Below are 26,444 nucleotides of genomic sequence, written 5' to 3'. Positions count from 1 at the left end.
GAATATGCCGATGTCAATCATGTGTCATTGACAATTATATGCCAACAGCACATAAAAAGCCATCCAACCGGAATGACGCCCCCATGGACATGCAACTCGCGCCTGCGCCGCTCGTGACGGATCCTCGTCGCCGGCTCATTCTGTTTTTCTTCCTGATGACGGCCATGTTCATGGCGACGCTGGATAATCAGATCGTATCCACGGCGCTGCCGACCATCGTCGGCGAATTCGGCCATCTCGAGCGTTTCGGCTGGATCGGCTCGGCCTATCTCCTTTCGCTCAGTGCCGTCATGCCGCTCTATGGCAAGCTCGGCGATCTCTTCGGCCGCAAATACGTGATGATGACGGCGATCATGATCTTCACCGTCGGCTCGGCGGTCTGCGGCCTTGCAGTCTCGATGAATACGCTGATCGCCGCCCGCGTGCTGCAGGGTCTTGGCGGCGGCGGCATCATGGTGTCGATCTTCGCCGTCAACGCCGATTTGTTCGAGCCGCGCGAGCGGGCGCGCTACCAGAGCTATTCCAGCCTGGTGCTGATGGCGTCGGGCGCGATCGGTCCGGTGCTCGGCGGCACGATGAGCGATCTTTTCGGCTGGCGCTCGATCTTCCTCGTCAACGTGCCGATCGGCTTCATCGTGCTCACCGGTCTCGCCTTCATGCTGCCCTATCGCAAGCCGCATCGCCGCCCGAGGATCGATTATGCCGGTGCGCTGCTGCTCGCGCTGACGACGACCAGCATCGTGCTCGCCACCGACAGCAGCGAACTGTTCGGCGCATTGATCTCGCCGCAGAGTATCGGCATCGTCGCCTTCGGCGTCGTCTGCGCCGTCACCTGGGTATTCGTCGAGCGCCGCGCGCCGGAGCCGATCGTGCCTCTGGAGCTCTTTCGCAATTCGACCTTCAGCCTGCTGCTAGTGATCTCGATCATGGGCGGCGCCATCGCCATCGGCATGGTCAATTACCTCGCCCTCTTCCTGCAAACCACCACCGGCCTTTCGCCTTCTGCCGCCGGCCTCCTTTTCATCCTTCTGACGGGCGGCCTCGTCTGCGGATCGCTTTCCGCTGGCCGCATCATCTCCAAGACGGGCCGCTACAAGCCCTTCGCCATTGCAAGTCTGACCTGCAGCGCCATTGCCTTCGCACTGATGTCACAGATCCATGCGGGAACGCCGATCGCCTTCATTGGCGCGATCATGATGCTGCATGGCATCGGCATCGGTCTTGCCCAGCAGGTTCCCGTCATTGGCGTCCAGAATGCAGCGCCGGCCCGCGACGTCGGCGCCGCCACCGGCTCGGTGACGTTGTCGCGCATGGGAGGCGCGTCGATCGCCATTTCCATCTACGGCGCGATCATCGCCTCCGAGCTTAACAAGGTCGGCGTCTCCATTCCCGGTGTCGCCGATATCGAGCAGCTGACGCCGAAAATGATGGCTTCCCTTCCCGAAGCAAGCCGCCAGGCCGTCGCCGATATCTATGCCGCCGCCTTCTCGCCGCTATTCATGACCGCCTGTGCCATCGCGCTGATCGGCCTTGTGGCTGCTATCCTGCTGAAGCCGGTACAACTACCCCGAGCCGGTGAGGCGAAGATGCAGCAACTGCCCGCGGCGGAAGCCGCGAAATAACGGATCGCGGCGGATACCTCAGCAGAAGGCGTTTCTTCTGATGGAAGCCTATCATGGATTGCAATTTTTTCGGCTGACTGCGGCTATCGGCTCGGTTGCTTCAATCGGGCCGTTCTTTTTCTGCGTCGCCGACGAATCTCCGCTTTCTGACGGAACTTTCGCCATAATTTCATCCGAGCGAAGGGACGCCTCAACGCCCAAGGCTTGCCAAAATGCAACGGCGCCACATTTAAACAGAGTCTCGCTATGCAACCGATGCGTAAATCAGCTACAGCAAGGACTTGTATCGGCCGATTGTGCAGTGCGACAACAGGGGTGCGCACCTGTTGAATTTTCCTTGCCACGGTCGGTGCCTATCTGCGGCAAACCGGCAAAACAGCGACATGATGCGGAGAACCAGACTGGACAGCTTGACGACGTGGAAATCGCCCGCGCTTTCCAGTGATGCCTTGTTCGCGCCGTGGCGCCTCGCGCGTCGCCTGATGCTGCTTTCGGCCGTGGCAATGGCGCTGAATGGCTGTCAAACGCTGATGGAGCAATCCTATCAGCCGAGCGTCTCGCCCTCTTCCAATCCGCAGATCGTCGACGAGGTGCAGAAGAACGATCCGCGCGCGGCGATGGGTGCCCGCGAACATCCGCGCATCGTCGCAAGTTACGGCGGCGAATACAAGGACGCTAGGACCGAGCGCCTCGTCGCCCGCATTGCCGGCGCGCTGACGGCGGTGTCGGAAAATCCGAGCCAGTCCTACCGCATCACCATCTTGAATTCACCGGCGATCAACGCCTTTGCGCTGCCGGGCGGTTATCTCTACGTCACCCGCGGCTTGCTGGCGCTCGCTAATGACGCCTCGGAGGTCGCAGCCGTGCTGTCGCACGAAATGGGCCATGTGACGGCCAATCACGGCATCGAGCGGCAGAAGCGTGAAGAGGCGGAAGTCATCGCCAGCCGCGTCGTCGCCGAGGTGCTTTCCAGCGATATCGCCGGCAAGCAGGCGCTGGCCCGCGGCAAGCTGCGGTTGGCCGCCTTCTCGCGCCAGCAGGAACTGCAGGCCGACGTCATCGGCGTGCGCATGCTCGGCGAGGCTGGTTACGATCCCTATGCTGCTGCCCGTTTCCTCGATTCGATGGCGGCATACAGCCGCTTCATGTCGGTCGATCCTGAGGCCGACCAAAGCCTCGACTTCCTGTCGAGTCATCCGAATTCCGCCCAGCGCATCGAGCTTGCCCGCACCCATGCCCGCGCCTTCGGTCAGGAAGGTTCGGTCGGCGACAAGGGCCGCGATTATTATCTCGACGGCATAGACGGCCTGCTCTACGGCGACAGCCCGGAAGAAGGCTATGTGCGCGGGCAGACCTTCCTGCATGGCGGCCTCGGCATCCGCTTCGACGTCCCGCCGGATTTCCATATCGACAACAAGGTCGAAGCGGTGATGGCCACCGGCCCGAACGACATCGCCGTCCGCTTCGACGGCGTCGCCGACAATCAGAACCAGAGCCTCACCAACTATATTTCCAGCGGCTGGGTGACCGGCCTCGACCCCTCGACCATCCAGCCGGTCACCATCAACGGCATGGAAGCAGCAACAGCGCGCGCCAGCGCCGACCGCTGGGATTTCGATGTCACGGTGATCCGCAACAATTCGCAGATCTTCCGTTTCCTGACCGCCGTGCCGAAGGGCAGCGACGCGCTCGAGCCGACGGCCAATGTCCTGCGCGCGAGTTTCCGGCGCATGACGCCGGCCGAAGCTGCCTCGCTGAAGCCGCTGCGTATCCGTGTCGTCACCGTCCGGCCGGGTGAAAACATCTCGACGCTTGCCGCCCGCATGATGGGCACCGACCGTAAGCTCGATCTCTTCAAATTGATCAATGCCCTGCCCACGGGTGCAGCCGTCTCACCCGGCGATCGCGTCAAGATCATCGCCGAGTAAAAAAAGGCCCGGCTCGCGCCGGGCAGCTGTGCTGCTGGAGGGAAATAATATTCAGGCGTAGGCCGCCATATGCGGATCGGCGCTTACCAACGCGCTGCGCAGCTTCTCCATCGCCCGGCTTTCGATCTGTCGCACACGTTCCTTGGAAATGCCGAGATCGGCGCCGAGTTCTTCAAGCGTGGCGCCGTCTTCGGCCAGGCGCCGGGCGCTGATGATTTTCATCTCGCGTTCGTTGAGATGTTTCAGCGCCGACGCAAGCCAGATTCGGCGGCGCTCGCCGTCGATCATGTTGGAAACCTGCTCGTCGGGCAGCGGATCGTCGCTGACGAGGAAGTCCATCTTCTCCGCACTCTCGGCATCGCCGGAGACCGAAGGCGCCTGCAGCGAGGCGTCGTTGCCGGAAAGCCTGGCATCCATGGTCTGCACGTCGGCGAGGCTGACGCCGAGTGCGGCGGCGATTTCCTGGTGAATGGATTGCAGCGTCAACTGCGTATCACCCTTGGCGAGCTTGGCGCGCAGACGGCGCAGATTGAAGAACAGCGCCTTCTGCGCCGAACTCGTGCCGCCGCGCACGATAGACCAGTTGCGCAGGATATAATCCTGAATCGAAGCCCTGATCCACCAGCTGGCATAAGTGGAAAAACGCACGTCGCGTTCCGGCTCGAAGCGGGCGGCGGCCTCCAGCAGGCCGACATAGCCCTCCTGCACGAGATCGCTCATCGGCAGGCCGAAATTGCGGAACTTGCCCGCCATGGAGATGACGAGCCGCATATGGGCCATGGCAATCTGGTTGCGCGCGCCGCGATCATCATGATCCTTCCAGCGGATGGCGAGATCGTGCTCTTCCTGACGGGCGAGATAGGGGGCGGCCATCGCGATCTTGATCATGCGCCGGTCTGCAGACATGTTCTTCATTTCGATCTCCTGAAACAGGCCTCTCGCCCTAAATGAACAATAAAACGCACCTTCCGGAACATCGCTGTCCGGACTGAATGGAGGTTCTGTATGCATAAAAGCCTCGCCCCTGGACTTTTCAGGGGGAGGCCCTAATTCTCATCATGGGCCGTTAAGACGGCCGGGCTGGACCTGTTTCTTCACGTTGCCGGATGGGCAATATTGAAAAGGCATGATCCGCTCCTCATCGAACATTGACGGAATAGCAGTTCGCCCGTCGAGGCATATTGCCGGCGAGCAGTCCGCAATTACGTGTGTTAAACGCGGCAGTCGGGAAAAAGTTCCAATAAAAAACCCGGCTTGCGCCGGGTTTTTTTGATCGGGAAAAACAGGGTCGCCTTAGGCGGCTTCGTCCTGCGAATCGTCTTCTTCGATCGCCTTGCCGCGCTTCGGCCCCTTGTTGAGATTGGTCTCGACGAGGCGGACCGCTTCGGTTTCCGACATCTTGTTGACGGCGGCAATTTCGCGCGCCATGCGGTCGAGCGCAGCTTCATAAAGCTGACGCTCGGAATAGGACTGTTCCGGCTGGTTCTCGGCACGATAGAGATCGCGCACGACTTCAGCGATGGAAATCAGGTCGCCGGAATTGATCTTGGCATCATATTCCTGGGCGCGGCGCGACCACATGGTGCGCTTGACGCGGGCCTTGCCCTGCACGACCTTCAATGCACGCTCGACGAAATCCGTTTCCGAAAGTTTGCGCATGCCGATGCTCATCGCCTTCGCGACCGGAACCTTCAGCCGCATCTTGTCCTTTTCGAAATCGATAACGAAAAGTTCGAGCTTCATGCCGGCAACTTCTTGCTCTTCGATAGCGGTGATGGTACCGACGCCGTGAGCGGGGTAGACGATCGATTCACCGGTCTTGAAGCCATGGCGTGCTGTGGAAGGCTTTTTCTGCTGAGTCGTCATTCTATTCAAAAACTCCCTGTTACGCTTCCGGCGGCGGCCGGAGCCGGGTCAGTCAGGCCCGGGTGAGACGGTAGTATCCGTCGGGTGACTTCACTCTGGTCCCATCGGGCAAAAGCAAAGAACTTCTCGCGCACGATCTTGGGACCCGGCGCTCAAAGCGTTGATATGTCACGGAAACCGCGTACGGATTGGTTTTGCTTTCGTGATGGTTTTGGGCATGCGTCATGCCACAAATGGAACAGTACGCGAAACCTATCATAAAAATATGAGGAAATCAATAATTTGCTTCGCTTGAGTCATGCGGGCAACACATGTCACCCATATTCCTCACGCAGCTTTTAAAACGTTTCGCCCCGCGGCCTCCCGAATCCGGCGACCGAATATGGCCGCCGTCTCAATCGCCGGAACCGGGTTTCTCGGAGAAATATTTCTCGAACTTTCCGGTCTCGCCATCCATTTCCTTGGCCTCGGGCAACGGGTCCTTCTTGACCGTGATGTTCGGCCAGATGGTGGCGTATTCGGTGTTGATCTTCAGCCATTTGTCGAGGCCCGGCTCGGTATCGGGCTTGATCGCCTCGGCGGGACATTCAGGCTCGCAGACGCCGCAATCGATGCATTCGTCGGGATGGATGACGAGGAAATTCTCGCCTTCGTAGAAACAGTCGACGGGGCAGACTTCCACGCAATCGGTGTATTTGCACTTGATGCAATTGTCGGTCACGACATAGGTCATGAAGAACTCCAGGATTCCATGCAGATGGGGCCGGGCAACCTGGAACGTCGCGCCTATCCCCGTGCCGGAGGAAAAGCGTGGGCAGGCTTGGGAGGCAAGCACGCTTCCGGCAGGTTGTCAGTGACGTATCGGCTTTAACGCCGGATTTCAAGGATAAACGATCCGCAAAAGCCGCCGGCGCGGGCAGAGTTTTCTAATCCTCGTCCGACATCAGCCTGTCGATTGCGCGCCGTTCCTTTTTCGTCGGACGGCCGGTGCCGGTCGCCCGGATCGCCTGCTCGTAGGGGGTGAGGCGTTTTGCCTCATCGGGCGGCGGCGACAGGTCCTCGTAGAGCAGGCGGGCCTCCTCATAAGGCCCCCGCCGCTCGCCGGCGAGGCGCATGACGAGAACGACATCGCGCCGCTCCAGCGTCAGCTCGATACGGTCGCCCGGCTTGACCATCTGGCTCGGATGATTGCAGCGCTCGCCGTTGATGCGCACATGGCCCGATTGGACATGGCTCTGCGCCAACGAGCGCGACTTCACCATGCGCGCGAAGAACAGCCATTTGTCGATGCGCTGGCGCGAACCGCTTGTCGGCTGTGTCTCCCCGCCCATGATTACTTCTTCATCTGCTCCTTGAGAGCCGCGAGCTTGGCGAAAGGTGAATCCGGATCGATCGGCTTCTCCTTACGCGGTGGCTTGGCCTCGAAGCGCAGCGGCTGCGAAGCGCCACGGTTGTTGTTGCGATCGTTGCGGTCACCCCGATCCTTGCGATCGCCGCGGTCCTGCCGGTCACCGCGCGGCTGATCGCCCCGTGGCTGGTTGTTGCGGTCGCCTCTTGCCTGCTGCGGCCGGCCGCCATCGCGATTGCCGCCGTCCTTGCCGCGGTTGTGACGATTATTGTCGCGGCCTTCGCCGCCACGATTGCCTTCGCCGCCTTCACCGCCGCCCGGCCGGCGATTGCGGTCGCCGCGTTCCTGGTTCTGACCGCGCTCCTGGCCCTGGCCGCCACGGCGTTCGCCATGGCCGCCGCGCGCCTGGCGCTGATTGTCGTTGCGGCCGCCAAGGCGCCACAGAAGAACCGGCTTCGGTTCCACCGGCTCGCCGGCTTCCTCGGAGGCGGTTGCCGCCTCCCCAGGAGCGGACGCCGCTTCGGTGGCAGCAGAGGCTTCATCGGCAGCAGCTGTTTCGATCACCTCGGCCGGAGCGGCGGTTTCCACCGCTTCCGCCACGGGCGTATCAACATCAGCCGAAGCCGCCTCGGTTGCGGACGGCTCGACGGCAGTTTCCTCAGCCGCCCCGTCGGCGTCGTCGTGGTCGGCCTTTTCGGCTGTCTCGTCGGCAGGCGTTTCCGCGGTGGCTGCCGGCACTGCGACCACATCCTGCGTCGCAAGATGTGCCGATGCTTCTTCCGCCTTCACGGCATCGGCGCGATAGCCGAGACCCTTGAGGATCTCTTCCATGTCTTCGAGCGTCGCTCCGAGGATCGACAGCATCGCCGTCGTCGTCGTGAAGCGGCGGCCGTCATAGGCGCCCTCCGGACGATTGTTCTGGCCGGGCTTCCACTGCAGCAGCGGCCGGATGATATCGGCAAGCCGTTCGAGGATGTCGATGCGCACGGCACGCTTGCCGAGGAAACGGAAGCCGGCGAGCTTGTAGAACATCCGCTCATAGCTCGGATCGGTGACGACGGAGGTGCGGCCGGCGGCGAGCACCGGAATCAGATCGCCGTAGCCCGGCTTATCCAAACCGTCGTTCTTCAGCGCCCAGAGCAGCGTGATGAGCTCGGCCGGCGCCGGCTTCAGAAGGGCCGGAACGAAAATATGATAAGCGCCGAAACGCACGCCGTAGCGGCGCATCGAGGCGCGAGCCTCCTGGTCGAGCGACTTGACTTCCTCGGTGACGTCGCGGCGGAACAGCACACCGAGATTCTCGACGAGCTGGAAGGCCAGCCCCTTGGCGAGACCCTGCAGGTCCTCGGCGCGCGACAGATCATCGAGTGGCTTCAGCACCGTGCTGATATGATGATTGACGAAGCGTTCGACACGGGCGGCGACATGATCGCGGGCATTGCCCGTCAACTGCTCGTCGGCCAGCAGAATCACGCGCGGACGCATGATGTGATCGCTGCCCGAAAGCCGCGCCACCGGGTCGCCGATCCAACGGATCAACCCATCCGAACCGATCGCCAGGTCGCTGTTGCCGGCGGCATGGATGCGAGCCGCGCGGGCCTCGAATTCGAGCGCGAGCGCTTTCTGCGACGCAGCCTGAACCGCCTTGGCATCCGGTCCGTCCGTTCCCGCCACCGGCGTGAAGCGGAATCCGCTCAATTGCCCTACATGATGTCCTTCAACGAAGACATCGCCATTCACACTGATTTCAGCTTCCAGCATCGCATTCTCTCTCAGGCGCTTCATGAGCACAGATGTCCTGCGATCAACAAAGCGTTTCGTCAACCTCTCATGTAACGCATCGGACAATCGATCTTCGATTTCCCGCGTCTTTTCCTGCCAATGTGTCGGATCGGCCAGCCAGCCGGGACGATTCGAAACGTAGGTCCAGGTTCTTATCTGCGCGATTCGCGCCGAAAGCGTGTCAATTTCCCCATCTGTCCGATCGGAGCGGTGAACCTGTTCCGCGAGAAACTGCTCGTTCACCGTGCCATAGCGGACGAGATCGGAAAAGAGGGTCGAGATAAGATCGGCATGTTGTGCCGGGGTGATACGCCGATAGTCGGGAAGCGCGCAAGCCTCCCAGAGTTTTTCGACGCGGGCCGGCCTGTCGGCAAGGTGGATGACCTCGGGATAACGCGAAAGCTGTTCCAGCGCCTGCTGGTCGACCGCAGGCAGCGCCCGCGTCAGCCCCGGCACGCGCGGTCCCGCCTCGAGGCTGGCGCGCAGCGATGGGATCGATGAGAAGTCCATCTCGGTGGTGCGCCACTGCAAAACCTTGACGTTGTCGAATTCGTGCCCCTCGATGCGCTGCACCAGCTCCTCGTCGAAGGGGGAAACCTGTCCGGTGACGCCGAAGGTACCGTCACGCACGTGCCGCCCGGCGCGCCCGGCGATCTGGCCGAGTTCGCCCGGATTGAGATTGCGGAACTGGTAGCCGTCGAATTTCCGGTCCTGGGCGAAGGCGACGTGATCGACATCGAGGTTGAGGCCCATGCCGATCGCATCGGTCGCCACCAGGTATTCGACATCGCCAGCCTGATAAAGCGCCACCTGCGCATTGCGGGTGCGCGGGCTGAGCGCGCCGAGCACCACAGCCGCGCCGCCGCGCTGCCGGCGGATGAGCTCGGCGATGGCATAAACCTCATCGGCCGAGAAAGCGACGATAGCCGAGCGCTGCGGCAGCCGGGTGATCTTCTTCTGCCCGGCATAGAAAAGATGCGAAAGCCGCGGCCGCTCGACGACAGTGATGCCGGGCAGGAGCTGCTGCAGGATCGGCTGCATCGTCCCTGCACCGAGCAGCAGCGTTTCCTCGCGGCCGCGAAGATGCAGGATTCGGTCGGTGAAGATATGGCCGCGCTCGAGATCGCCGGCGAGCTGCACCTCGTCAATTGCGACGAAAGCGGCCTTGGTCTCACGCGGCATCGCCTCGACGGTGCAGACCGAAAAACGCGCATTGGGCGGCGAAATCTTTTCCTCGCCGGTGACCAGCGCCACATTCTGCGCGCCGACCTTCTCCACCACCCGCGTATAGACCTCGCGCGCCAGCAGCCTGAGCGGCAGGCCGATCACGCCGGTCCCGTGCGCGACCATGCGCTCGATCGCATAATGGGTCTTACCGGTATTGGTTGGCCCAAGCACCGCGGTCACACCGCGCCCGCTCAGTATCATCGGCTGCGAAGTCAGAGTCATGGTCCATGCAAATGAGGCAGGCAGCCCCAAGGAAAAGAATGCTTCGCTAATGGAAGCCAGAGAACACATGGACAGCCGCCGCCGCAAACGCAAGGGCAGATTTCAAAATGCTTCCGGGATTACGACCTTTGCGAGTCATTCGGAATGCCGGCGTCACCGATTCGGAACAGCGTGAGAACGAATCAGAGACGAATCGCTGACTCCCGATGATTCAGTTTTTGTTCACGGCTAAGTATTGATTTTGAATCACTTTTTCCCACTAGATGCTGAATCGCCGGAATCCCTCCGCTTGGCATTTTCGTCGCCGCCATCAGCGATTCCGTCCGCCTGCGAACAATCAAAAATTGCGCCCGAAATTAACCTCTCGACCAAAGCCGGAACGAATCGGCGACGAATCACTGACCCTATTGTTTTCGCCTTTCGTTCACGGCCATATCTGGTGGCGAAATTCAGTCCATGTGCTAGATGCGGATCGCCGATCCGGCTCCCCGTTCGGCCCTGTCCCATCGGCATTAATCTTTCGGAAGCCGGATTCATATGCCGTTAAGCCGGGATGGTCGCTGGCGGCGCACCGATCAAAAACGGAACGAATCGCTGACGAATCGGCGACATCGGGATCTTCTCGCTTTGTTCACCGCAACATATTGTACTTGAACGATTTTTTTACCATACGAGCATGTTTCGGATTGGGCCAGGGTTCGGACGCGTCACATTTCCACGCTTAACCGGGAACAAAAATCGCCAATGCGTGTTTCTCGTCCATTCAAATTGCCGATGAAATGAAGGAAACACACCATGCTTGGCACAATACTTCTTGTTATCCTCATTCTGCTCTTGATCGGAGCCTTGCCGAATTGGGGTTATAGCCGTGGCTGGGGCTATGGACCTTCTGGCGGTTTGGGGCTAGTTCTCGTGATTATCATTATCCTTGTACTCATGGGCCGCATCTAAAGGCCAACAAACCTGGGGAGTTACGACATGATGAAGAAGATTGTTCTTATTGGTGCGCTCGTGGGCGCCCTGGCATCCTGCACAGCGACCGAGCAAGGCACGGCGATCGGCGCCGGCACCGGTGCTGTTATCGGTGGTGCCGTCACCAACAGTTGGGGTGGTGCCGCCGTCGGCGCCGTTGCCGGCGGTCTGACCGGCGCTCTCATCGGCCAGTCGGTCGAACGCCGCGGCTACTGCGTCTATCGCGACCGCTACGGCCGCCGCTACGAGGCCCGTTGCCGCTACTGATCGGCAAAAGCATATCGGACTTCCCAACGGGCGCTTCGGCGCCCGTTTTTCTTGCTGCCTACTCCGTCATGGACCGACGCATGAATAAGCAAGGACGCGTCCAAACGGACGCGCCCTTGCTGCAATTCATTCATGAGCCTTGCGGGACTAGACGAAGAACTGCCCGCCATTGGCCGTCAGCGTCGAACCGGTGATGAAGCCGGCATCGTCGGAGGCGAGGAAGGTGACGCAGCGCGCGATTTCCTCAGGCTCGCCGAGACGGCCGACGGGAATCTGCGGAATGATGCGTTCGTTCAGCACCTTCTCCGGCACGGCAAGCACCATCTCGGTTCCGATGTAACCGGGGCAGATGGCGTTGACGGTGATGTTCTTGGCTGCCCCTTCCTGGGCCAGCGCCTTGGTGAAGCCGAGATCACCCGCTTTGGCCGCCGAATAGTTCGCCTGACCCATCTGGCCCTTCTGGCCATTGATCGACGAGATATTGACAATGCGGCCGAAACTGCGGTCGCGCATGCCGGTCCAGACCTGATGCGTCATGTTGAACAGGCCGGTGAGGTTGGTATTGATCACCTCGTGCCACTGCTGCGGCGTCATCTTGTGGAACATCGCGTCGCGGGTGATGCCGGCATTGTTGACCAGCACTTCGACCGGCCCGATCTCGCTTTCGATCTTGGCGATCCCCTCGCCGCAGGCAGCGTAATCCGAAACATCCCATTTGAACACCGCGATGCCGGTGGCGTCGTGGAAGGCATTGGCCTTCTCGTCGTTGCCGGCATAATTGGCGGCAACCCTGTACCCGGCGTTTTTCAACGCCACAGATATTGCCGCGCCGATGCCGCGTGTACCCCCGGTGACCAAAGCCACTCTGCTCATGTTCCGCTCCCTTTTGTTTTCGCCCGCCGTGGCAGGATTTCAATCAATGACGGATCGCATGCTGTTTAAAGTGCTTCGAAGCACATGGCGACACCCATGCCGCCGCCGATGCACAGCGTGGCCAGGCCCTTCTTGGCGCCGCAGCGCTTCATTTCGAACAGCAGCGTGTTGAGAACGCGCGCGCCGGAAGCGCCGATCGGATGGCCGATGGCGATCGCCCCGCCGTTGACGTTGACGATCGATGGATCCCAGCCGAGATCCTTAGTGACGGCGCAGGCCTGCGCCGCAAAGGCTTCATTGGCTTCGACGAGATCAAGATCGCCGACCGTCCAGCCGGCCTTCTCCAGCGCCTTGCGCGACGCCGGGATCGGGCCGGTGCCCATGATCGAAGGATCGACGCCCGCCGTTGCCCAGGACACGATGCGGGCGAGCGGCTGGATGCCACGGCGGACGGCTTCGGCTTCACTCATCAGCACGGCTGCGGCCGCACCGTCATTGAGGCCGGATGCATTCGCGGCCGTGACCGTGCCCTCCTTGTCGAAGGCCGGGCGCAGTTTGCCCATCGCCTCCAGCGTGGCGCCGTGGCGGATATATTCGTCGGCATCGACGGTAACGTCGCCCTTACGCGTCTGGATGACGTAAGGGATGATCTCGTCGGCAAACCGGCCGGCCTTCTGCGCCGCTTCAGCCTTGTTCTGCGAGGCGACGGCGAACTGGTCCTGGTCGTCGCGCGAAAGCTGCCACTGGCGCGCGATGTTCTCGGCGGTGACGCCCATGTGATAACCGTGGAAGGCGTCGGTCAGGCCATCCTTGATCATCGTGTCGACCATCTTCATATCGCCCATCTTGGTGCCGCCGCGCAAATGCGCGGCATGCGGCGCCATCGACATGGATTCCTGGCCGCCGGCAACGATGATCTTGGCGTCGCCAGTCGCGATCTGCTGCATGCCGAGCGCGACGGCACGCAGACCCGAACCGCAGAGCTGGTTGACGCCCCAGGCGGTCGCCTCCTTCGGAATACCGGCCTTGATCGCCGCCTGGCGGGCCGGGTTCTGGCCCTCGCCGGCAGCAAGCACCTGGCCGAGGATCACCTCATCCACTTCGCCGGCATCGACGCCGGCGCGAGCGAGCGCCCCCTTGATGACGGCCGCGCCGAGTTCATGGGCGGGGACCGTTGCGAATGCGCCGTTGAACGAGCCTACGGCTGTTCGACCTGCGCTGGCGATGACGATGGATGAATTGCTCATGGGGACGCTCCTCGTTTTCGTCTCACTTACATAAGAGGAAACTGGCAAAGCTTGGAGCGCAAGTCAAACGCGAAGACCGGCCGCCGTCATTTTTCGGCACGAGCCCGCGAAAGCCCGATTCATCTGCTCTGTGAAAGGTTTGCCGCATCGCACAAAGAGATTGTCACCGGCCTTCTTTTGCGTTTACAGTCTGAAATGGAGGAATATCCATAATTCAGACGGGGGTCCAGGAGACTGATATGGCGAAGCATGAGGGTCAGATTGTCATCAAGAAATACGCCAATCGCCGGCTATACAATACAGGCACCAGCACCTACGTCACGCTGGAAGACCTGGCGGAGATGGTGAAGAAGGGCGAAGAATTTACCGTCCAGGATGCAAAAAGCGGAGATGACATCACGCATTCGGTGCTGACCCAGATCATCTTCGAGCAGGAATCGAAGACCGGCAACACTTTGCTCCCGATCTCCTTCCTGCGCCAGCTCATCACCTATTACGGCGACCAGATGCAGATGGTCGTGCCGAGCTTTCTCGAACATTCGATGCGCGCCTTTACCGAACAGCAGTCCCAGATGCGCGAGCAGGTGAACCGCGCCTTCGGCGAAACACCGCTCGGCAAGAACCTGCAGCTGCCGATGCAGATGGTCGAGGACCAGGTTCGCCGCAATACCGAGCTGTTTCAGCAGGCGATGCAGATGTTCTCGCCCTTCATGACGCCGCCTGCAAAGGAAAGCCGCAAGGCCGAGGCCAAGGATATCGATGAGCTGAAGGAACAGCTTCGCGCCCTTCAGAATAAACTCGACAACCTATAATCCGATCGAGACATCCCGCCCGGCGCTCCGGATCGAGACGGCAAAGCCGCCGATCACATCGATCAGAGCGATCGTCATCAAAATGAAGAAGACCTGCGTCGCAGCATCCCGGACGAGCAGAAACTCGACCAGGAAGGCGATGAAAACCAGCATCGACAAGATGTGGTTGATGAGGTTGCCGGGACCCGTTCTGGTCGCTTTCAGGATTTCGAAGAACAGCACGACAAGCGCTATGACGATGAAAAGATCGCCGAGCGCCATGCTCCAGATCGCGCCTGAGATCATCGACAATACGATGACATCATGCTGCAGCGCCGGAATACCGCCATCGCCCATCAGGCCGAGCATCGCCAGATTGTAGAGAACGAAGGGAATAATCATCAGCGGCATTGCGGCTATCATCGGCAATCTCCTTGGCGGCTGCAAGAATACTGCCGCAAAGCATTGCCCCACTGCAAGTCGTTGCAAATATTATATCGCTGAATATGAAAAGGCCGGCGTGACGCCGGCCTTGAAACCTTCGATCGGACCAGCCGAAATCGGAAATTATGCGCTTTCCTTCGGCGTCAGAACCTGGCGGCCGCGATACATGCCGGTCTTCAGGTCGATATGATGCGGGCGGCGCAGTTCGCCGGAGTTCTTGTCTTCGACATAGGTCGGAGCCTTCAGCGCGTCAGCCGAACGGCGCATACCGCGCTTGGACGGGCTTGTTTTTCTCTTCGGTACAGCCATTTCTCTTACTCCACTTGCGGGCAAAACATTCCCACGGCCAGACTGGCGGCCGAAACGGACATGTCGCGATTTCGGAAATTTTGCGCGCTTATACATGCAAGGGGCGGCCTTGACCAGTCCCCATGCATATTTTTTGAGAAGCCGATGATTTCCCGTTCAGACTTCGTCTTCCGGCACGATCCAGGGCTCGGCGCGCGCCGCCTCTTCCCATTTCCGCCAGGCCGGATGCGCCTTCATGGTCTGCATGTAGGTGAGCGTATCACGTCGATTGACGAGGTCATAGATCTCGAACCGGTTGACGACAGGCGCAAACATCGCATCCGCCCCGCTGAACGCGCCGAAGAGAAACGGCCCGCCGGATTGCTGCAGCAGATCCCGCCAGATCGTCTCGATGCGGCTGACATCGGTATCGACGCCATCCGGCAAGGCGATCCTGGCCTTCGGCCGGCGCATATTCATCGGGCAGGCGCTGCGCAGAGCCCGGAAGCTCGACAGCATTTCCATCGAAACGGAGCGGGCAAGCGACCGCTGGGCACGATCAGCAGGCAGAAGGCCGGCGTCGGGATACAGCTCGGCGGCATATTCGATGATCGCCAGCGATTCCCAGATCTTCAATGTGCCATGCTGCAGGAGCGGCACTCGCCCGGTCGGAGATACGGCCTTGATATTCGGATTGCCGGCTGCGTCGTCGAAGGGGATCAGCACCTCTTCGAAATCGATGCCCAGGCCCGTCAGCGCCATCCAGGGCCGGAACGACCAGGAGGAATAGTTCTTGTTGGCGATATAGAGCGTCGGTCTGTCCATGGGTCTCTCCCCTTCAGGCGTCGAAATCGAAAATCAGCAATTCGTGGAAATGATTCATATCCCCGAAGACGCAGAATGCCGGCGGCGTCAGCTCGAAAACAGGGGCCTTGCGGCGGATATCCTCGGCAACGTCATCGAGCATCGCCTGCCAGCGCGGCAGGGCTTCGTCCTCAAGCCATTCGACCGGATAGGCGAAGGTCATGTGGAACCTGTAATCCTCGTGGTTCGGCTGGCGATAGCCGAGGAGATCGGCAAAGGCGTTGCGCCAGGCGCGCATGACCCTCCGGTCATTCTGCGTCGCCCCGTCGAGCAGCAGACCCGACGGGCGAGCTTCGACGACGGCGACCTTGAAGGGGGCGGCCATCGAGAACCCTTCGAGCCGCGCCGCCATCAGCTCGGTGATGTCGTCGATCGGCGTCTCGAGCGGAAGATCGCCCGGCCAGCAATCCCACCGGCGTCGGGTGTCGATGAGACCTTCGAAGAGCGTCATGTGAAGACTTGTTATCGGCGTGAAGACGAACTGCGGAGCTTCGGGCATTGCCAGATATGTCTCCCGCGCCTCGATCAGCACCGCCTGCGTCCGCGATCCCTTCTCGACATGGCAGACGATGGTATTGCCTGCTTCCGGCAGGAAGCCGCCGACCTTGCGATAGCGGCTGCCGAGATGGGCGGGCGGGGTCGGATTGTGCGTCTTCGAATAGAAAAGAAGCTCGGGAGAAAACGTCGTAGCGGTCATGGGCGACTCAGGGGCTCCGATTGGACTGCACCGCCCATATGGCAGAATCAAGAATGTCAGATGACGCTTGCGGCTACCAACGACAAGTTCTGATCTCAGTCATAGATGCATTTGATGTAATCGCCGGAACCCTGTGCCCGCCGCTCGATGACGCCGGCAAGCCGGCGAAGGCCGCGGCCCGGTTTGCCGGCATTGCGATCGATCGGGTTCGGCAGCGAGACCGCGAGCAGCGATGCCTGGCGCCGCGTCAGCCTCGAGGCCGGCACCTTGAAATGATGCTGGGCCGCCGCCTCGATGCCGTAGATGCCCGGACCCCATTCGGCGATGTTGAGATAGATTTCCATCAGCCGCCGCTTCGACAGAACGAAATCCGTGGAAACAGCAAGCGGAAGCTCCATCGCCTTGCGCACGAAGGAGCGGCCGTTCCAGAGAAACAGGTTCTTTGCCGTCTGCATCGGTATGGTGCTGCCGCCGCGGGTCGCCTGGCCTTTCAGCGTATCCTCGACCAGCATGCGCATCTCGGCCCAGTCGACGCCGCCGTGGAAGCAATATTGCCCGTCTTCGGACATCATCACCGATTGCACCAGAACCGGGGCAATGTCATCGAGCGACACCCATCGGCGGTCATAGCCGCGCAACAGCACGAGATCGCGCAGCATCAGCGTCGAGACCGGGTGGATAAAGGGCAGCAGGTAGAAGAAGATCAGACCATAGGGAAGGATCAGCAGGGCCAGCACGGCAAGGACAATGCGTTTCAACACGCGCTGGTCTCCAAACCATCGCCGCTGGGCCGGCGCGTCGACGCTGTCCTCTATCTCTGGCGCTATATCCAATGTCCCCAGCCCGATTTCGCTCCTGTCGTTCTCATAACGCCTGTGGGCCGCTTATGCCAGAGTGCGCGGCAAATCTTGCTGCGCCATCGACAATTCCGTTGCAAGCCCGGGGGCGCTCATGCCAAACAGCGCCCATGGAAGCGAACCTGGACACTTTCGAGACGAGGCTGAAGAACAACGCCCGCGAGATCGAGGCGCTGCTCGACGCATTGCTTTTACCGAACCCCCTCTCCGACGAAATTGGCAGGCCAGAAACCTTGCGCAGCGCCATGCACTATGCCGTGCTGAACGGCGGCAAGCGGCTGCGCCCGTTCCTGGTCGTCGAAAGCGCTGCCCTTCTCGGCGGCGACGCCGAGGCGGCCCTTCGCGTCGGCGCAGCACTCGAATGCGTCCATTGTTATTCGCTCGTGCATGACGATCTGCCGGCCATGGACGACGATGATCTGCGCCGCGGCAAACCGACGGTCCACATCAAATTCGATGAAGCCACTGCGATCCTCGCAGGCGACAGCCTGCTGACCTACGCCTTCGACATCATCGCCGCGCCGGAAACCACCCTTCCCGACACCAGCAAGGCGGCACTGGTGCTGGCTCTTGCCCGCGCTGCCGGTCTCGGCGGCATGGCCGGCGGCCAGGCGCTCGATCTCGCGGCGGAAAGACAGGCCCCCGACGAGGCCGGCATCATCCGCCTGCAGGCGATGAAAACCGGCGCACTGATCCGCTTCGCCTGCGAAGCCGGCGCCATCATCTCGGCAGGCTCGCCGGAGGATCGCCGCCGCTTGCGCGCATTCGGCGAAAAAATCGGCCTTGCCTTCCAGCTCGCCGACGACATTCTGGACCTGACCTCGGATGCTGCGACCATGGGCAAGGCAACCGGCAAGGATGCGGCCCGCGGCAAGGGAACGCTTGTTGCCCTGCACGGCATCGAATGGGCCGAGAGCGAGCTTCGCCGGCATGTCCGCGACGCCGAGGCTCTGCTTGCCCCCTACCGCGCCCGCGCCTCAACCCTCATCGCCGCAGCGCAGTTCATCGCCGACCGGAAGAGCTGAACCGGCAGCTCAGGCTGCCAATATCTCTTTGAGAGCGGCAATCAGACGGGCGCATTCCTCGTCGGTGCCGATGCTGATGCGCAGGAAATCCGAAATACGCGGCTTGGCAAATTGGCGGACGAGAACGCCACGCTTCCTGAGAGCCGCTAAAAGTGTTGCGCTCGACCGGCTGTCATGCCTTGCAAACACGAAATTCGCCTGGGACGGCAGCACTTGAAAAGCCAGCGCTTCGAGCTCTCGCACCAGGCCGTCCCGGCTGGCGATGAGCTTCTTCCGGCATGTCTCGAACCATGCTTCGTCCTCGATCGCCGCCGTCGCGGCGACCTGCGCCAGGCGATCGAGCGGATAGGAATTGAAGCTGTCCTTGACGCGCACCAGCGCCTCGATCAGGTCCCGCTGGCCCAGCGCAAAACCGACGCGTAGGCCCGCAAAGGAGCGGGATTTCGACAGGGTCTGAATGACAAGCAGATTGGGATATTTGGGAATAAGCGGGACAGCGCTGTCACCGCCGAAATCGACATAGGCCTCGTCGATCACCACGACCGCATCCGGATGGGCGGCGACAAGCGCCTCTATGTCGGCGAGCGGCAGGCCGATGCCGGTCGGTGCGTTCGGATTGGGGATGATGATGGCGCCGCATGGCCTGTCGTAATCCGCCAGCCGGATCTGGAACCCGTCATCGACAGGAATCTCGATCGCCTCGATGTCGTATAGCAGGCTATAAGTCGGATAGAAGCTATAGGTGACATCGGGATAGAGAAGCGGCCGCTCGTGTTTCAACAGTGCCTGAAAAGTATGGGCAAGGACCTCGTCCGAGCCGTTGCCGACAAAAACTTCGCCCGCCGTCAGACCGTGACGAGCCGCGATCGTCTCGCGCAATTCCGTCGCCGCCGGGTCGGGATAGAGCCGCAGACGATCGTCCGCTGCTTGCCTGATCGCCTCCAGCGCCTTCGGCGAAGGCCCGTAGGGGTTCTCGTTGGTGTTGAGCTTGACCAGGCCGGGAATACGCGGTTGCTCCCCGGCGACATAGGGCTGGAGCCTGCTGACGATATCAGACCAGTACCGGCTCATTCGAATTCGCTGACCTTCATTCCGCCGCCGTCCGCTGGCTGAAACGCTTCTCGATATAATCGACGACAAGCGCCTCGAAGTCGGCGGCGATATTGGGGCCGCGCAGCGTCAGCGCCTTCTTGCCGTCGATGAACACAGGGGCTGCCGGTGTCTCGCCGGTGCCGGGAAGCGAAATGCCGATATCGGCATGTTTGCTTTCGCCTGGTCCGTTGACGATGCAGCCCATCACGGCGACGTTCAGCGCCTCGACGCCGGGATATTTCTTGCGCCAGATCGGCATATTCTTGCGGATGTCGTTCTGGATGTTCTGGGCCAGTTCCTGGAAGACTGTCGACGTCGTGCGCCCACAGCCGGGACAGGCGGCAACGACAGGGATGAACTGGCGGAAGCCCATGACCTGCAGGATTTCCTGCGCCACCTGGACTTCGCGCGTGCGGTCGCCGTTCGGCTCCGGTGTCAGCGACACGCGGATCGTATCGCCGATGCCGTGCTGAAGCACGAAGCCCATCGCCGCCGACGAGGCGACGATGCCCTTAGTGCCCATGCCGGCCTCTGTCAGACCGAGATGCAAGGCATGATTGGAGCGCTCGGCGAGCATCGAATTGACGGCGATCAGGTCCTGCACTTGGCTGACTTTGGCCGACAGGATGATGCGGTTGCGCGGCAGGCCGATCTCTTCAGCAAGGGCTGCCGAAAGCAGAGCCGACTGCACGATCGCCTCGCGCGTCACCTGCCGGGCCGAAAGCGGCGAGCCGGCCGCGGCATTCTGGTCCATCAGCGCCGTCAGCAGATCCTGATCGAGCGAACCCCAGTTGACGCCGATGCGCACCGGCTTGTCATAGCGGATCGCCATCTCGATGATCTCGGCGAACTGCTTGTCCTTCTTGTCCTTGAAGCCGACATTGCCGGGGTTGATGCGATATTTCGCCAGCGCTGCGGCACAATCGGGATGATCGGCAAGCAGCTTGTGTCCGATATAATGAAAGTCGCCGATTAGCGGCACGTCCATTCCGAGCCGTAGCAGCCGCTCGCGGATCTTCGGCACGGCGGCCGCACTCTCATCGCGGTCGACGGTGATGCGCACTAGCTCCGAGCCCGCCCGGTGGAGGGCCGCGACCTGGGCGACGGTCGAATCGATATCGGCCGTATCGGTATTCGTCATCGATTGCACGACGACCGGCGCCCCGCCGCCGACGATGACGCCGCCGACATCGACGGCAACGGAAGCGCGGCGCGGTTTCGGATCAAAATCGGCGGCTGAAGACATGAAGAGTTCTTGCACCCCTAAAGCATGTCGCGCAAAAGTGTGTGAGCGGTTTTGCGATAACGACATGCGTCAAACAAAGACCTAAAGCGCGAGGACCCAATCTGAAAGATTGCGACGCGCTTTAGAAACAGTGTCTTTCAGGTGGATCATGACTGCTTCCTTGTCAACCGCTCCTGATATCACTTTTGTCGGGAGGCGCCTCAGTGGCCGCCCCCGGAAACTCCGTCGGCATAATGGGCCAGTTTGGAGAACAGCAGAACGACCAACAGCAGCACCGGCAGCGCCATGAAGACCGCCGCGAAGCCGACATGCTCGGCGACGAAGCCGATCAGGGACGGCGCAACCAGCATGCCGGAATAGCCCATCGTGGTGACCACCGAGATGCCGATGCCGGGCTTAAGTCCGGGAATATTGCCCGCCGCCGAGAAAGCGATCGGCACCATGTTGGAAATGCCGATACCGCAAAAAGCAAAGCCCAGAATGGCGAGCTCGGCATTGGGGGCCAAGCCTGCAAGCAGCATGCCGACAATGGCAAAAAGCGTGCAGATCCGCAGCGTCTTGACGCCACCCAGACGATCGCGCACCAGATCGCCGGCAAAACGCATGATTGCCATCGTCGCCGAAAAGGCTGCAAAACCGAGACCGGACAGCGCCACGGACGCATCCATTTCCTGGCGAAGATAGAGCGCGCCCCAGTCGAGCACCGCGCCTTCCGGCACCATGGAAAACAAGGCCATCAATCCGAGCAGCCACGGCAGCGGCACCATCGGCAGCCTGGTCTTTTCTTTCTTGGTGTCGGGATGCGGCGGATCGGCCAGGATCATCGGCCATGCCAGAGCAAGGAAGATCGCCGCCAGCACCGTCGCCAGCTCGGCATGGCCGAGAATGCCGAGCTTGGAAATCACGATGCCGCCGAGACCCGAGCCGATCAACCCGCCGAGGCTCCAGAAAGCGTGGCAGGACGACATGATGGAGCGGCGCATGGATTTTTCGACCGACACCGCATTGGCATTCATCGCCACATCCATGGCGCCGATGAAACCGCCGAACAGGAAGAGCGAGATTGCCCCGGTGATCACGTTCGGCGCCAGCGTCAAGGCCAGGAGCAGGGGCAACACACAGACAGCCAACACCTGAACGACGATACGCGAGCCGTGTTTGGCGATCTGGGCGCCCGCGATCGGCATCATCACCAGCGAGCCGACGCCGAAGACGAGGATCATCAGCCCAAGCTCGAACTTGGAGAGCGCCAGACGTTCAGCAAAATCCGGGATCTTCGGAGCCCAGCAGCCGACGACGAAACCGTTCATGAGAAAGAGCAGCGAAACCGCCGCCCGGCTTCTGGTAACGAAGCCGCTTCGAGCTGCCGGCGGCGCATTCACATGGCTATCCATTTCGGTCTTTCCTCGTTCTCGGGCTTGGGAGCGCCCGTTTTTTCTTAACTCTAAAGTGGCGGCTCAGTTCGTTTTTTCAGCGATGACGGTCCTGCACCCACGCTCGCGGTAACCCGCAAGAATTGCGGGATCGGCATTGTGCTCGACGACGAGGCACTCGCAATGCGCAACCGGGAGGATGCTGTGGGGAGCAGCGGTGCTGAATTTCTCCGAGGTTACCGCCGCGAGTACCTTCTTGCTTCTCGATGCCGCAAACCGTTTGAACTCCGCATCCTCGAAGCCGAACACCGTAATGCCGGCCTCGAGATCGATGCCGCAAGCGCCGAGGATGCAGAGATCGGGCGAAATCTGCTCCATATCCCGCAATGCCTTGGCACCGAGCGCGCCGCCGGTCTGCCGATCCACCATTCCACCGATCAGGATGACGTTGACGGCGGGCTTGTCGATCAGCGCTACGGCGATCGCCGGCGCATTCGTTGCAGCCGTCAGTTCGAGTTCGGCCGGCAATGCATTTGCAATTGCCAGGTTGGTGCTGCCGGCATCGAAAAACACGCACGAACCGGCAGCGATCTGCTTCGCCGCAGCCTGCGCTAAGGCCTGCTTGCGATCAGCGGCAAAACCGATGCGCTGCGCCAAGCTTTCATGCGCCGGCGAAACCGGCAAAGCGCCGCCATAAACTCGCTCGCAAAGGCCCGCTTTTGCCATTTCACGCAGGTCGCGCCGCACTGTATCCTCGGAGACGCCGAATTCGAGCGCGAGTTCCGCCGCCAGCACGCGGCCGTTCAACCGCAGCCTTTCCGAAATCACACCCTGGCGCTCCCGCAACAAAAAATCCTGCATGTTCTTACCGGTTCGACACCTCAGATAATTGGAAAACGTGCATAAACGCTGATGATCGTGCAGGCAATATGCATGTTCACACGTTTTCTGACGTTATGAAACAAAGCTCCGCCACCAGATCGAAATATGGCCTATTGACCGGTTCGTGGCCTGAGAATATCGATCGGATATTCTCGATTCCCCGCCGGCAACCCGCCATCTGGTGCATCTCCCGTGAAAAACTCCGTCAGCCTGGGCATTCTGCTCACGAGCGCCGCCTATATGGCGTTCACCTTCCATGACGCGATGATCAAGATCCTGACTTCAAGCATCCCGGTCTGGCAGATCCTGTTTTTCCGCAGTCTGACGATCCTGCTCGGTTGTCTCGCCTTTGGCCGCGGCAAGCTCGTCCGCCAGACGATGGCATCGCCGATCATCAAGCCGATGATCGCCCGCAGCATCCTTCTTCTCTCAGCATGGCTTTCCTATTATTCCGCCGCAAGCCACCTGCAGCTGGCCGAGGTGACCACGCTTTATTACGCCGCCCCCGTCGTCGGCACCCTGCTTGCATGGCTCATCCTCAAGGAGGAGGTCACGCCTGCGCGCTGGCTCGCCGTCGGCGTCGGGTTCGTCGGGGTGCTCATTGCCTGCAACCCAATCGGTCTTGCCATTTCCTGGCCGGTCTATCTGGCGCTGCAGGCAGCCGTCCTCTGGGCCTCCGCCATGGTGCTGCTGCGCAAGACCTCGCTGCATGAGAAGACCACCGTCCAGCGTCTTCTTCCTTATTATGACAGGTGTTGCCGTCCTCTATACCTGGCGCACCCCTGACATGACGCAGCTGGCACTTCTCATCGCCACCGGCGTCGTTGCCGGCTCGGCGCAGTTCGCCCTCTTCGAAGGCATGCGCCGTGCACCCGTCTCCGTGCTTGCGCCATTCGAATATACCTCGCTCGTCTGGGCCTTCCTCCTCGGCTATCTGATCTGGGCCGATATCCCGACGCTAAACGTCATCGCCGGCGCATGCATGATCCTCGGCGCCGGGCTGATCATCATCGTCAGCGAAAGGTTGCGTCGCCCTATCGCCGTGTGATGCGTATTTTCCAAGGCATTACCGGTTCAACCGGCCGCTTGAGAAAAATATTTGCAATTGCCGCTTTTATTCGCAGTTTTTTACGCTTCCGGCGCCCTAGATTTCTGCGAACTATCTCTCATCCGATCACAACCTCCCAAGGATGGATAAAACTATGAACTGGTTGAAAACCGTCGCCGCCGCCGCCCTCATTCAGGCTGCAGCCCTCCTGCCGGCCCATGCCGGCGAAAACCTCGCCACCATCAAATCGGCCGGCGTCTTCAAGATCGGCACCGAAGGCACCTACGCGCCCTTCACCTATCATGACGAAAGCGGCAAGCTCGTCGGATTCGACGTCGAGATCGGCGAAGCGATCGCCGCCAAACTCGGCGTCAAGGCCGAGTTCGTCGAGGGCAAGTGGGATGGCCTGATCGCCGGCCTCGACGCCAAGCGCTACGACACCGTCATCAACCAGGTTGGCATCACCGAAGCCCGCAAGCAGAAATACGATTTCTCCGAGCCCTATATCGCTTCCAAGGCCGTACTGATCGTCCGCGACGGCGACGACAGCATCAAGACTTTCGCCGACCTCAAGGGCAAGAAATCCGCCCAGTCGCTGACAAGCAACTTCGGCAAGATCGCAACCGAAGCCGGCGCCGAGCTCGTCGGCACCGACGGTTTCGACCAGTCGATCCAGCTGGTGCTGACCAAGCGCGCCGACGCGACGATCAACGACAGTCTCTCCTTCCTCGATTTCAAGAAACACAAGCCGGACGCGCCGGTGAAGATCGCCGCCGAGCAGGAAAATGCCGATTATTCCGGCATCATCATCCGCAAGAACGAGCCGGAGCTTCTTGCCGAAATCAATAAGGCGCTTGCCGACATCAAGGCCGACGGTACTTACAAGAAGATCGCCGACAAGTATTTCGGCCAGGACGTTTCGAAGTAAGTTCCTGTCAAAGAAGTCCCCTCCCCAACCCAGGGGTTGGGGAGGGGTATTCCGAGATACGACGATCCAACCGAGAGGGAATACCCCTTGCCGCACTGGCTCCAACTGATGGCGGAATCGCTCCCCTCACTCCTCTGGGCGGGACTGATCTTCACCATCCCCCTCACGCTGCTTTCCTTCGTATTCGGATTGCTCCTCGGGCTGATTACCGCGATTGCCCGACTGTTCGGCCCCGCGCCGGTCGCGGCTATTGCCCGCTTTTATGTCTGGGTGATCCGCGGCACACCGCTGCTCGTCCAGCTCTTCGTGATTTTCTACGGCCTGCCAAGCATCGGCATCCTGCTCGATGCCTTTCCCGCCGCCCTCATCGGCTTTACCCTGAATATCGGCGCCTACAGCTCCGAGATCATCCGCGCCGTCATCTCCTCGGTGCCGAAGGGCCAGTGGGAGGCCGCCTATTCGATCGGCATGAGCTGGCGCCAGGCGATGAGCCGCACCATCCTGCCGCAGGCCGCCCGCGTCGCCGTACCGCCGCTGTCAAACACCTTCATCTCGCTGGTCAAGGATACTTCGCTTGCTGCCGCCATCACCGTGCCGGAGCTCTTTCAGGCAGCGCAGCGCATCGTCGCCACCACCTATGAACCGCTGATCCTCTATATCGAGGCGGCGCTGCTCTATCTTGTGCTGAGCTCCGTTCTCTCGCAGCTGCAAGTGCGGCTGGAGCGCCGCTTCGCGCGCTACGGCGGCATGCTGGAGGCCAATGCATGATCGAGCTTTCCAACATCGAAAAGCGCTTCGGCGACGCCGTCATCCTCAAGGATATCAGCATCCGGATTCCCGAAGGCAGCGTCACCGCGCTGGTCGGACCGTCCGGCGGCGGCAAGAGCACGCTGCTACGCTGCATCAACCTGCTCGAAATCCCCACCGCCGGGGCAATCCGCCTCGGAGAGGAAACGCTGTCCTTTGCACCGGGTCAACGAACGAGCTGGCAGGCGATCCAGAAGATCCGCCGCCAGACCGGCATGGTCTTCCAGAATTTTCAGCTTTTCCCGCATCAGACCGCGATCGAGAATGTCATGGAGGGCCTGGTGACGGTGCTGAGATGGCCGCGGGAAAACGCGCGTGCACGCGCCATGGAGCTCTTGACCAAGGTCGGCATGACCCATAAGGCCGACGCTTGGCCGTCGACGCTCTCAGGCGGTCAGCAGCAGCGTGTGGCGATCGCTCGCGCCTTGGCGCCGTCGCCGCGCGTGTTGCTCTGCGACGAGCCGACTTCGGCGCTCGATCCGGAACTTTCGGCCGAAGTGGTCGATGTGCTCGGCCAGCTTGCCCGTGAAGGGACGACGATGGTGATGGCGACCCACGATCTCAGGCTTGCGTCGAAGATCGCCAATGACGTCGTCTTCCTGGAAGCCGGAAGCGTGGTGGAAACGGGCAGCGCCAGGGCGATCTTCACTGCGCCGGAGCGCGAACGCACCAAGCGCTTCATCTCGACGATCAACGCCGCCCATACCTACGACATCTGAATGTCTCACGTGAATCGTGATTCACGTGA

25 protein-coding genes and 1 pseudogene are annotated in these 26,444 nt (G+C 61.0%); 10 read left to right on the top strand and 16 right to left on the bottom strand.

The genetic code is table 11. From position 1 onward, the window contains the following. The first annotated feature begins 83 nt into the window (after positions 1–83). Both FFM81_RS00530 and FFM81_RS00525 read left to right on the top strand, forming a co-directional pair. The gene (locus tag FFM81_RS00530) at positions 84–1,622 is read left to right on the top strand and encodes an MDR family MFS transporter (protein ID WP_003567545.1); all 1,539 of its coding nucleotides are present in this window, start codon (positions 84–86) and stop codon (positions 1,620–1,622) included. A gap of 383 nt (positions 1,623–2,005) precedes the next feature. Beyond that, positions 2,006–3,550: a M48 family metalloprotease gene (locus FFM81_RS00525; protein ID WP_003567547.1), complete on the top strand. Its 1,545-nt coding sequence runs from the start codon at positions 2,006–2,008 to the stop codon at positions 3,548–3,550. Between the two features lie 51 nt (positions 3,551–3,601). Here the strand turns inward: FFM81_RS00525 and FFM81_RS00520 are convergent, their stop codons facing one another. The 5 genes from FFM81_RS00520 to FFM81_RS00500 all read right to left on the bottom strand — a co-directional run bounded on the left by FFM81_RS00520 (position 3,602) and on the right by FFM81_RS00500 (position 9,995). Continuing rightward, positions 3,602–4,465 carry an RNA polymerase factor sigma-32 gene (locus FFM81_RS00520; protein ID WP_003567549.1) on the bottom strand — a complete coding sequence of 288 codons (864 nt, stop codon included), beginning with the start codon at positions 4,463–4,465 and terminating at the stop codon, positions 3,602–3,604. A gap of 378 nt (positions 4,466–4,843) precedes the next feature. Further along, on the bottom strand, positions 4,844–5,416 hold the full coding sequence (locus FFM81_RS00515; RefSeq protein ID WP_003543775.1) for a CarD family transcriptional regulator: 573 nt from the start codon (positions 5,414–5,416) through the stop codon (positions 4,844–4,846). A 394-nt stretch (positions 5,417–5,810) separates the two neighbouring features. Next, entirely contained in the window at positions 5,811–6,149 is a 339-nt protein-coding gene (gene fdxA / locus FFM81_RS00510) for a ferredoxin FdxA (protein WP_003567552.1), read from the bottom strand. A 193-nt stretch (positions 6,150–6,342) separates the two neighbouring features. Continuing rightward, positions 6,343–6,747, bottom strand: a complete 405-nt coding sequence (locus FFM81_RS00505) for an RNA-binding S4 domain-containing protein (protein ID WP_003567554.1) — start codon at positions 6,745–6,747, stop codon at positions 6,343–6,345. A gap of 2 nt (positions 6,748–6,749) precedes the next feature. Then, complete coding sequence (locus FFM81_RS00500; protein WP_138385274.1) at positions 6,750–9,995, bottom strand: helicase-related protein; 3,246 nt, start codon at positions 9,993–9,995, stop codon at positions 6,750–6,752. Between the two features lie 795 nt (positions 9,996–10,790). On the opposite strand from FFM81_RS00500, the gene FFM81_RS00495 reads away from it, so the two are divergent. Further along, the gene (locus tag FFM81_RS00495; RefSeq protein ID WP_003543790.1) at positions 10,791–10,946 is read left to right on the top strand and encodes a DUF3309 family protein; all 156 of its coding nucleotides are present in this window, start codon (positions 10,791–10,793) and stop codon (positions 10,944–10,946) included. 27 nt (positions 10,947–10,973) lie between these two features. After that, positions 10,974–11,234: a YMGG-like glycine zipper-containing protein gene (locus FFM81_RS00490; protein WP_003543792.1), complete on the top strand. Its 261-nt coding sequence runs from the start codon at positions 10,974–10,976 to the stop codon at positions 11,232–11,234. Positions 11,235–11,381: 147 nt separating this feature from the next. Here FFM81_RS00490 and phbB read toward each other — a convergent pair whose 3' ends face one another. Both phbB and FFM81_RS00480 read right to left on the bottom strand, forming a co-directional pair. Next, the gene (gene phbB, locus FFM81_RS00485; protein WP_003567558.1) at positions 11,382–12,107 is read right to left on the bottom strand and encodes a beta-ketoacyl-ACP reductase; all 726 of its coding nucleotides are present in this window, start codon (positions 12,105–12,107) and stop codon (positions 11,382–11,384) included. Positions 12,108–12,172: 65 nt separating this feature from the next. Continuing rightward, positions 12,173–13,354 carry an acetyl-CoA C-acetyltransferase gene (locus FFM81_RS00480; RefSeq protein WP_138385275.1) on the bottom strand — a complete coding sequence of 394 codons (1,182 nt, stop codon included), beginning with the start codon at positions 13,352–13,354 and terminating at the stop codon, positions 12,173–12,175. Positions 13,355–13,593: 239 nt separating this feature from the next. Between FFM81_RS00480 and phaR the strand changes: the two genes are divergently transcribed. Then, on the top strand, positions 13,594–14,166 hold the full coding sequence (gene phaR / locus FFM81_RS00475) for a polyhydroxyalkanoate synthesis repressor PhaR (RefSeq protein WP_003567563.1): 573 nt from the start codon (positions 13,594–13,596) through the stop codon (positions 14,164–14,166). Here phaR and FFM81_RS00470 read toward each other — a convergent pair. From FFM81_RS00470 to mtgA, 5 genes are all read right to left on the bottom strand, one after another. Beyond that, positions 14,161–14,568 (bottom strand): hypothetical protein, encoded by a 408-nt coding sequence (locus FFM81_RS00470; protein WP_003567565.1) that lies wholly within the window; start codon positions 14,566–14,568, stop codon positions 14,161–14,163. The two genes, phaR and FFM81_RS00470, sit on opposite strands and share 6 nt — an antisense overlap. Before the next feature lie 144 nt (positions 14,569–14,712). Continuing rightward, entirely contained in the window at positions 14,713–14,898 is a 186-nt protein-coding gene (gene rpmF / locus FFM81_RS00465; protein WP_003543812.1) for a 50S ribosomal protein L32, read from the bottom strand. Positions 14,899–15,054: 156 nt separating this feature from the next. Next, on the bottom strand, positions 15,055–15,702 hold the full coding sequence (locus FFM81_RS00460; RefSeq protein ID WP_003567568.1) for a glutathione S-transferase family protein: 648 nt from the start codon (positions 15,700–15,702) through the stop codon (positions 15,055–15,057). Between the two features lie 13 nt (positions 15,703–15,715). Further along, on the bottom strand, positions 15,716–16,438 hold the full coding sequence (locus FFM81_RS00455) for a DUF1868 domain-containing protein (RefSeq protein WP_138385276.1): 723 nt from the start codon (positions 16,436–16,438) through the stop codon (positions 15,716–15,718). Between the two features lie 95 nt (positions 16,439–16,533). Continuing rightward, positions 16,534–17,271, bottom strand: a complete 738-nt coding sequence (gene mtgA, locus FFM81_RS00450) for a monofunctional biosynthetic peptidoglycan transglycosylase (protein ID WP_025417331.1) — start codon at positions 17,269–17,271, stop codon at positions 16,534–16,536. A gap of 134 nt (positions 17,272–17,405) precedes the next feature. Here mtgA and FFM81_RS00445 point away from each other — a divergent pair, with 134 nt between their 5' ends. Beyond that, positions 17,406–18,320, top strand: coding sequence for a polyprenyl synthetase family protein (locus FFM81_RS00445; RefSeq protein WP_003567575.1), 915 nt, complete (start codon positions 17,406–17,408; stop codon positions 18,318–18,320). Between the two features lie 9 nt (positions 18,321–18,329). Here the strand turns inward: FFM81_RS00445 and hisC are convergent, their stop codons facing one another. From hisC to FFM81_RS00425, 4 genes are all read right to left on the bottom strand, one after another. Further along, positions 18,330–19,391: a histidinol-phosphate transaminase gene (gene hisC, locus FFM81_RS00440; RefSeq protein ID WP_003567576.1), complete on the bottom strand. Its 1,062-nt coding sequence runs from the start codon at positions 19,389–19,391 to the stop codon at positions 18,330–18,332. Between the two features lie 16 nt (positions 19,392–19,407). Next, positions 19,408–20,658: a flavodoxin-dependent (E)-4-hydroxy-3-methylbut-2-enyl-diphosphate synthase gene (gene ispG, locus FFM81_RS00435; protein WP_037091823.1), complete on the bottom strand. Its 1,251-nt coding sequence runs from the start codon at positions 20,656–20,658 to the stop codon at positions 19,408–19,410. A 200-nt stretch (positions 20,659–20,858) separates the two neighbouring features. Continuing rightward, positions 20,859–22,052 (bottom strand): MFS transporter, encoded by a 1,194-nt coding sequence (locus FFM81_RS00430; protein WP_003567579.1) that lies wholly within the window; start codon positions 22,050–22,052, stop codon positions 20,859–20,861. A gap of 63 nt (positions 22,053–22,115) precedes the next feature. Next, positions 22,116–22,892 (bottom strand): DeoR/GlpR family DNA-binding transcription regulator, encoded by a 777-nt coding sequence (locus FFM81_RS00425; protein ID WP_037091824.1) that lies wholly within the window; start codon positions 22,890–22,892, stop codon positions 22,116–22,118. 213 nt (positions 22,893–23,105) lie between these two features. Between FFM81_RS00425 and FFM81_RS00420 the strand changes: the two are divergent. From FFM81_RS00420 to FFM81_RS00405, 4 genes and pseudogenes are all read left to right on the top strand, one after another. Further along, positions 23,106–23,961: pseudogene (locus FFM81_RS00420) on the top strand (DMT family transporter). Between the two features lie 154 nt (positions 23,962–24,115). Then, complete coding sequence (locus FFM81_RS00415; protein ID WP_003567585.1) at positions 24,116–24,889, top strand: amino acid ABC transporter substrate-binding protein; 774 nt, start codon at positions 24,116–24,118, stop codon at positions 24,887–24,889. A gap of 87 nt (positions 24,890–24,976) precedes the next feature. Continuing rightward, positions 24,977–25,657 carry an amino acid ABC transporter permease gene (locus FFM81_RS00410; RefSeq protein WP_003567587.1) on the top strand — a complete coding sequence of 227 codons (681 nt, stop codon included), beginning with the start codon at positions 24,977–24,979 and terminating at the stop codon, positions 25,655–25,657. Next, positions 25,654–26,415, top strand: a complete 762-nt coding sequence (locus FFM81_RS00405) for an amino acid ABC transporter ATP-binding protein (RefSeq protein WP_003567590.1) — start codon at positions 25,654–25,656, stop codon at positions 26,413–26,415. The genes FFM81_RS00410 and FFM81_RS00405 overlap by 4 nt, the downstream gene beginning before the upstream one ends. Positions 26,416–26,444: the final 29 nt, after the last annotated feature.

It is taken from the genome of Rhizobium hidalgonense (assembly GCF_005862185.2).
Classification (GTDB): Bacteria; Pseudomonadota; Alphaproteobacteria; order Rhizobiales; family Rhizobiaceae; genus Rhizobium; species Rhizobium hidalgonense.
Note: the sequence above shows the minus strand (reverse complement) of the source record. Positions and strands in the feature narration are given on the sequence as shown.

Coding starts and splice junctions, on each gene's coding strand:
- FFM81_RS00530 (WP_003567545.1), top strand. CDS start 84: ATGGACATGCAACTCGCGCCTGCGCCGCTCGTGACGGATCCTCGTCGC.
- ispG (WP_037091823.1), bottom strand. CDS start 20,658: ATGTCTTCAGCCGCCGATTTTGATCCGAAACCGCGCCGCGCTTCCGTT.
- rpmF (WP_003543812.1), bottom strand. CDS start 14,898: ATGGCTGTACCGAAGAGAAAAACAAGCCCGTCCAAGCGCGGTATGCGC.
- FFM81_RS00460 (WP_003567568.1), bottom strand. CDS start 15,702: ATGGACAGACCGACGCTCTATATCGCCAACAAGAACTATTCCTCCTGG.
- FFM81_RS00415 (WP_003567585.1), top strand. CDS start 24,116: ATGAACTGGTTGAAAACCGTCGCCGCCGCCGCCCTCATTCAGGCTGCA.
- FFM81_RS00445 (WP_003567575.1), top strand. CDS start 17,406: ATGGAAGCGAACCTGGACACTTTCGAGACGAGGCTGAAGAACAACGCC.
- FFM81_RS00495 (WP_003543790.1), top strand. CDS start 10,791: ATGCTTGGCACAATACTTCTTGTTATCCTCATTCTGCTCTTGATCGGA.
- phbB (WP_003567558.1), bottom strand. CDS start 12,107: ATGAGCAGAGTGGCTTTGGTCACCGGGGGTACACGCGGCATCGGCGCG.
- FFM81_RS00515 (WP_003543775.1), bottom strand. CDS start 5,416: ATGACGACTCAGCAGAAAAAGCCTTCCACAGCACGCCATGGCTTCAAG.
- phaR (WP_003567563.1), top strand. CDS start 13,594: ATGGCGAAGCATGAGGGTCAGATTGTCATCAAGAAATACGCCAATCGC.
- FFM81_RS00425 (WP_037091824.1), bottom strand. CDS start 22,892: ATGCAGGATTTTTTGTTGCGGGAGCGCCAGGGTGTGATTTCGGAAAGG.
- hisC (WP_003567576.1), bottom strand. CDS start 19,391: ATGAGCCGGTACTGGTCTGATATCGTCAGCAGGCTCCAGCCCTATGTC.
- FFM81_RS00430 (WP_003567579.1), bottom strand. CDS start 22,052: ATGGATAGCCATGTGAATGCGCCGCCGGCAGCTCGAAGCGGCTTCGTT.
- FFM81_RS00500 (WP_138385274.1), bottom strand. CDS start 9,995: ATGACTCTGACTTCGCAGCCGATGATACTGAGCGGGCGCGGTGTGACC.
- FFM81_RS00405 (WP_003567590.1), top strand. CDS start 25,654: ATGATCGAGCTTTCCAACATCGAAAAGCGCTTCGGCGACGCCGTCATC.
- FFM81_RS00480 (WP_138385275.1), bottom strand. CDS start 13,354: ATGAGCAATTCATCCATCGTCATCGCCAGCGCAGGTCGAACAGCCGTA.
- FFM81_RS00505 (WP_003567554.1), bottom strand. CDS start 6,747: ATGGGCGGGGAGACACAGCCGACAAGCGGTTCGCGCCAGCGCATCGAC.
- FFM81_RS00520 (WP_003567549.1), bottom strand. CDS start 4,465: ATGAAGAACATGTCTGCAGACCGGCGCATGATCAAGATCGCGATGGCC.
- fdxA (WP_003567552.1), bottom strand. CDS start 6,149: ATGACCTATGTCGTGACCGACAATTGCATCAAGTGCAAATACACCGAT.
- FFM81_RS00455 (WP_138385276.1), bottom strand. CDS start 16,438: ATGACCGCTACGACGTTTTCTCCCGAGCTTCTTTTCTATTCGAAGACG.
- FFM81_RS00490 (WP_003543792.1), top strand. CDS start 10,974: ATGATGAAGAAGATTGTTCTTATTGGTGCGCTCGTGGGCGCCCTGGCA.
- FFM81_RS00525 (WP_003567547.1), top strand. CDS start 2,006: ATGATGCGGAGAACCAGACTGGACAGCTTGACGACGTGGAAATCGCCC.
- FFM81_RS00470 (WP_003567565.1), bottom strand. CDS start 14,568: ATGATAGCCGCAATGCCGCTGATGATTATTCCCTTCGTTCTCTACAAT.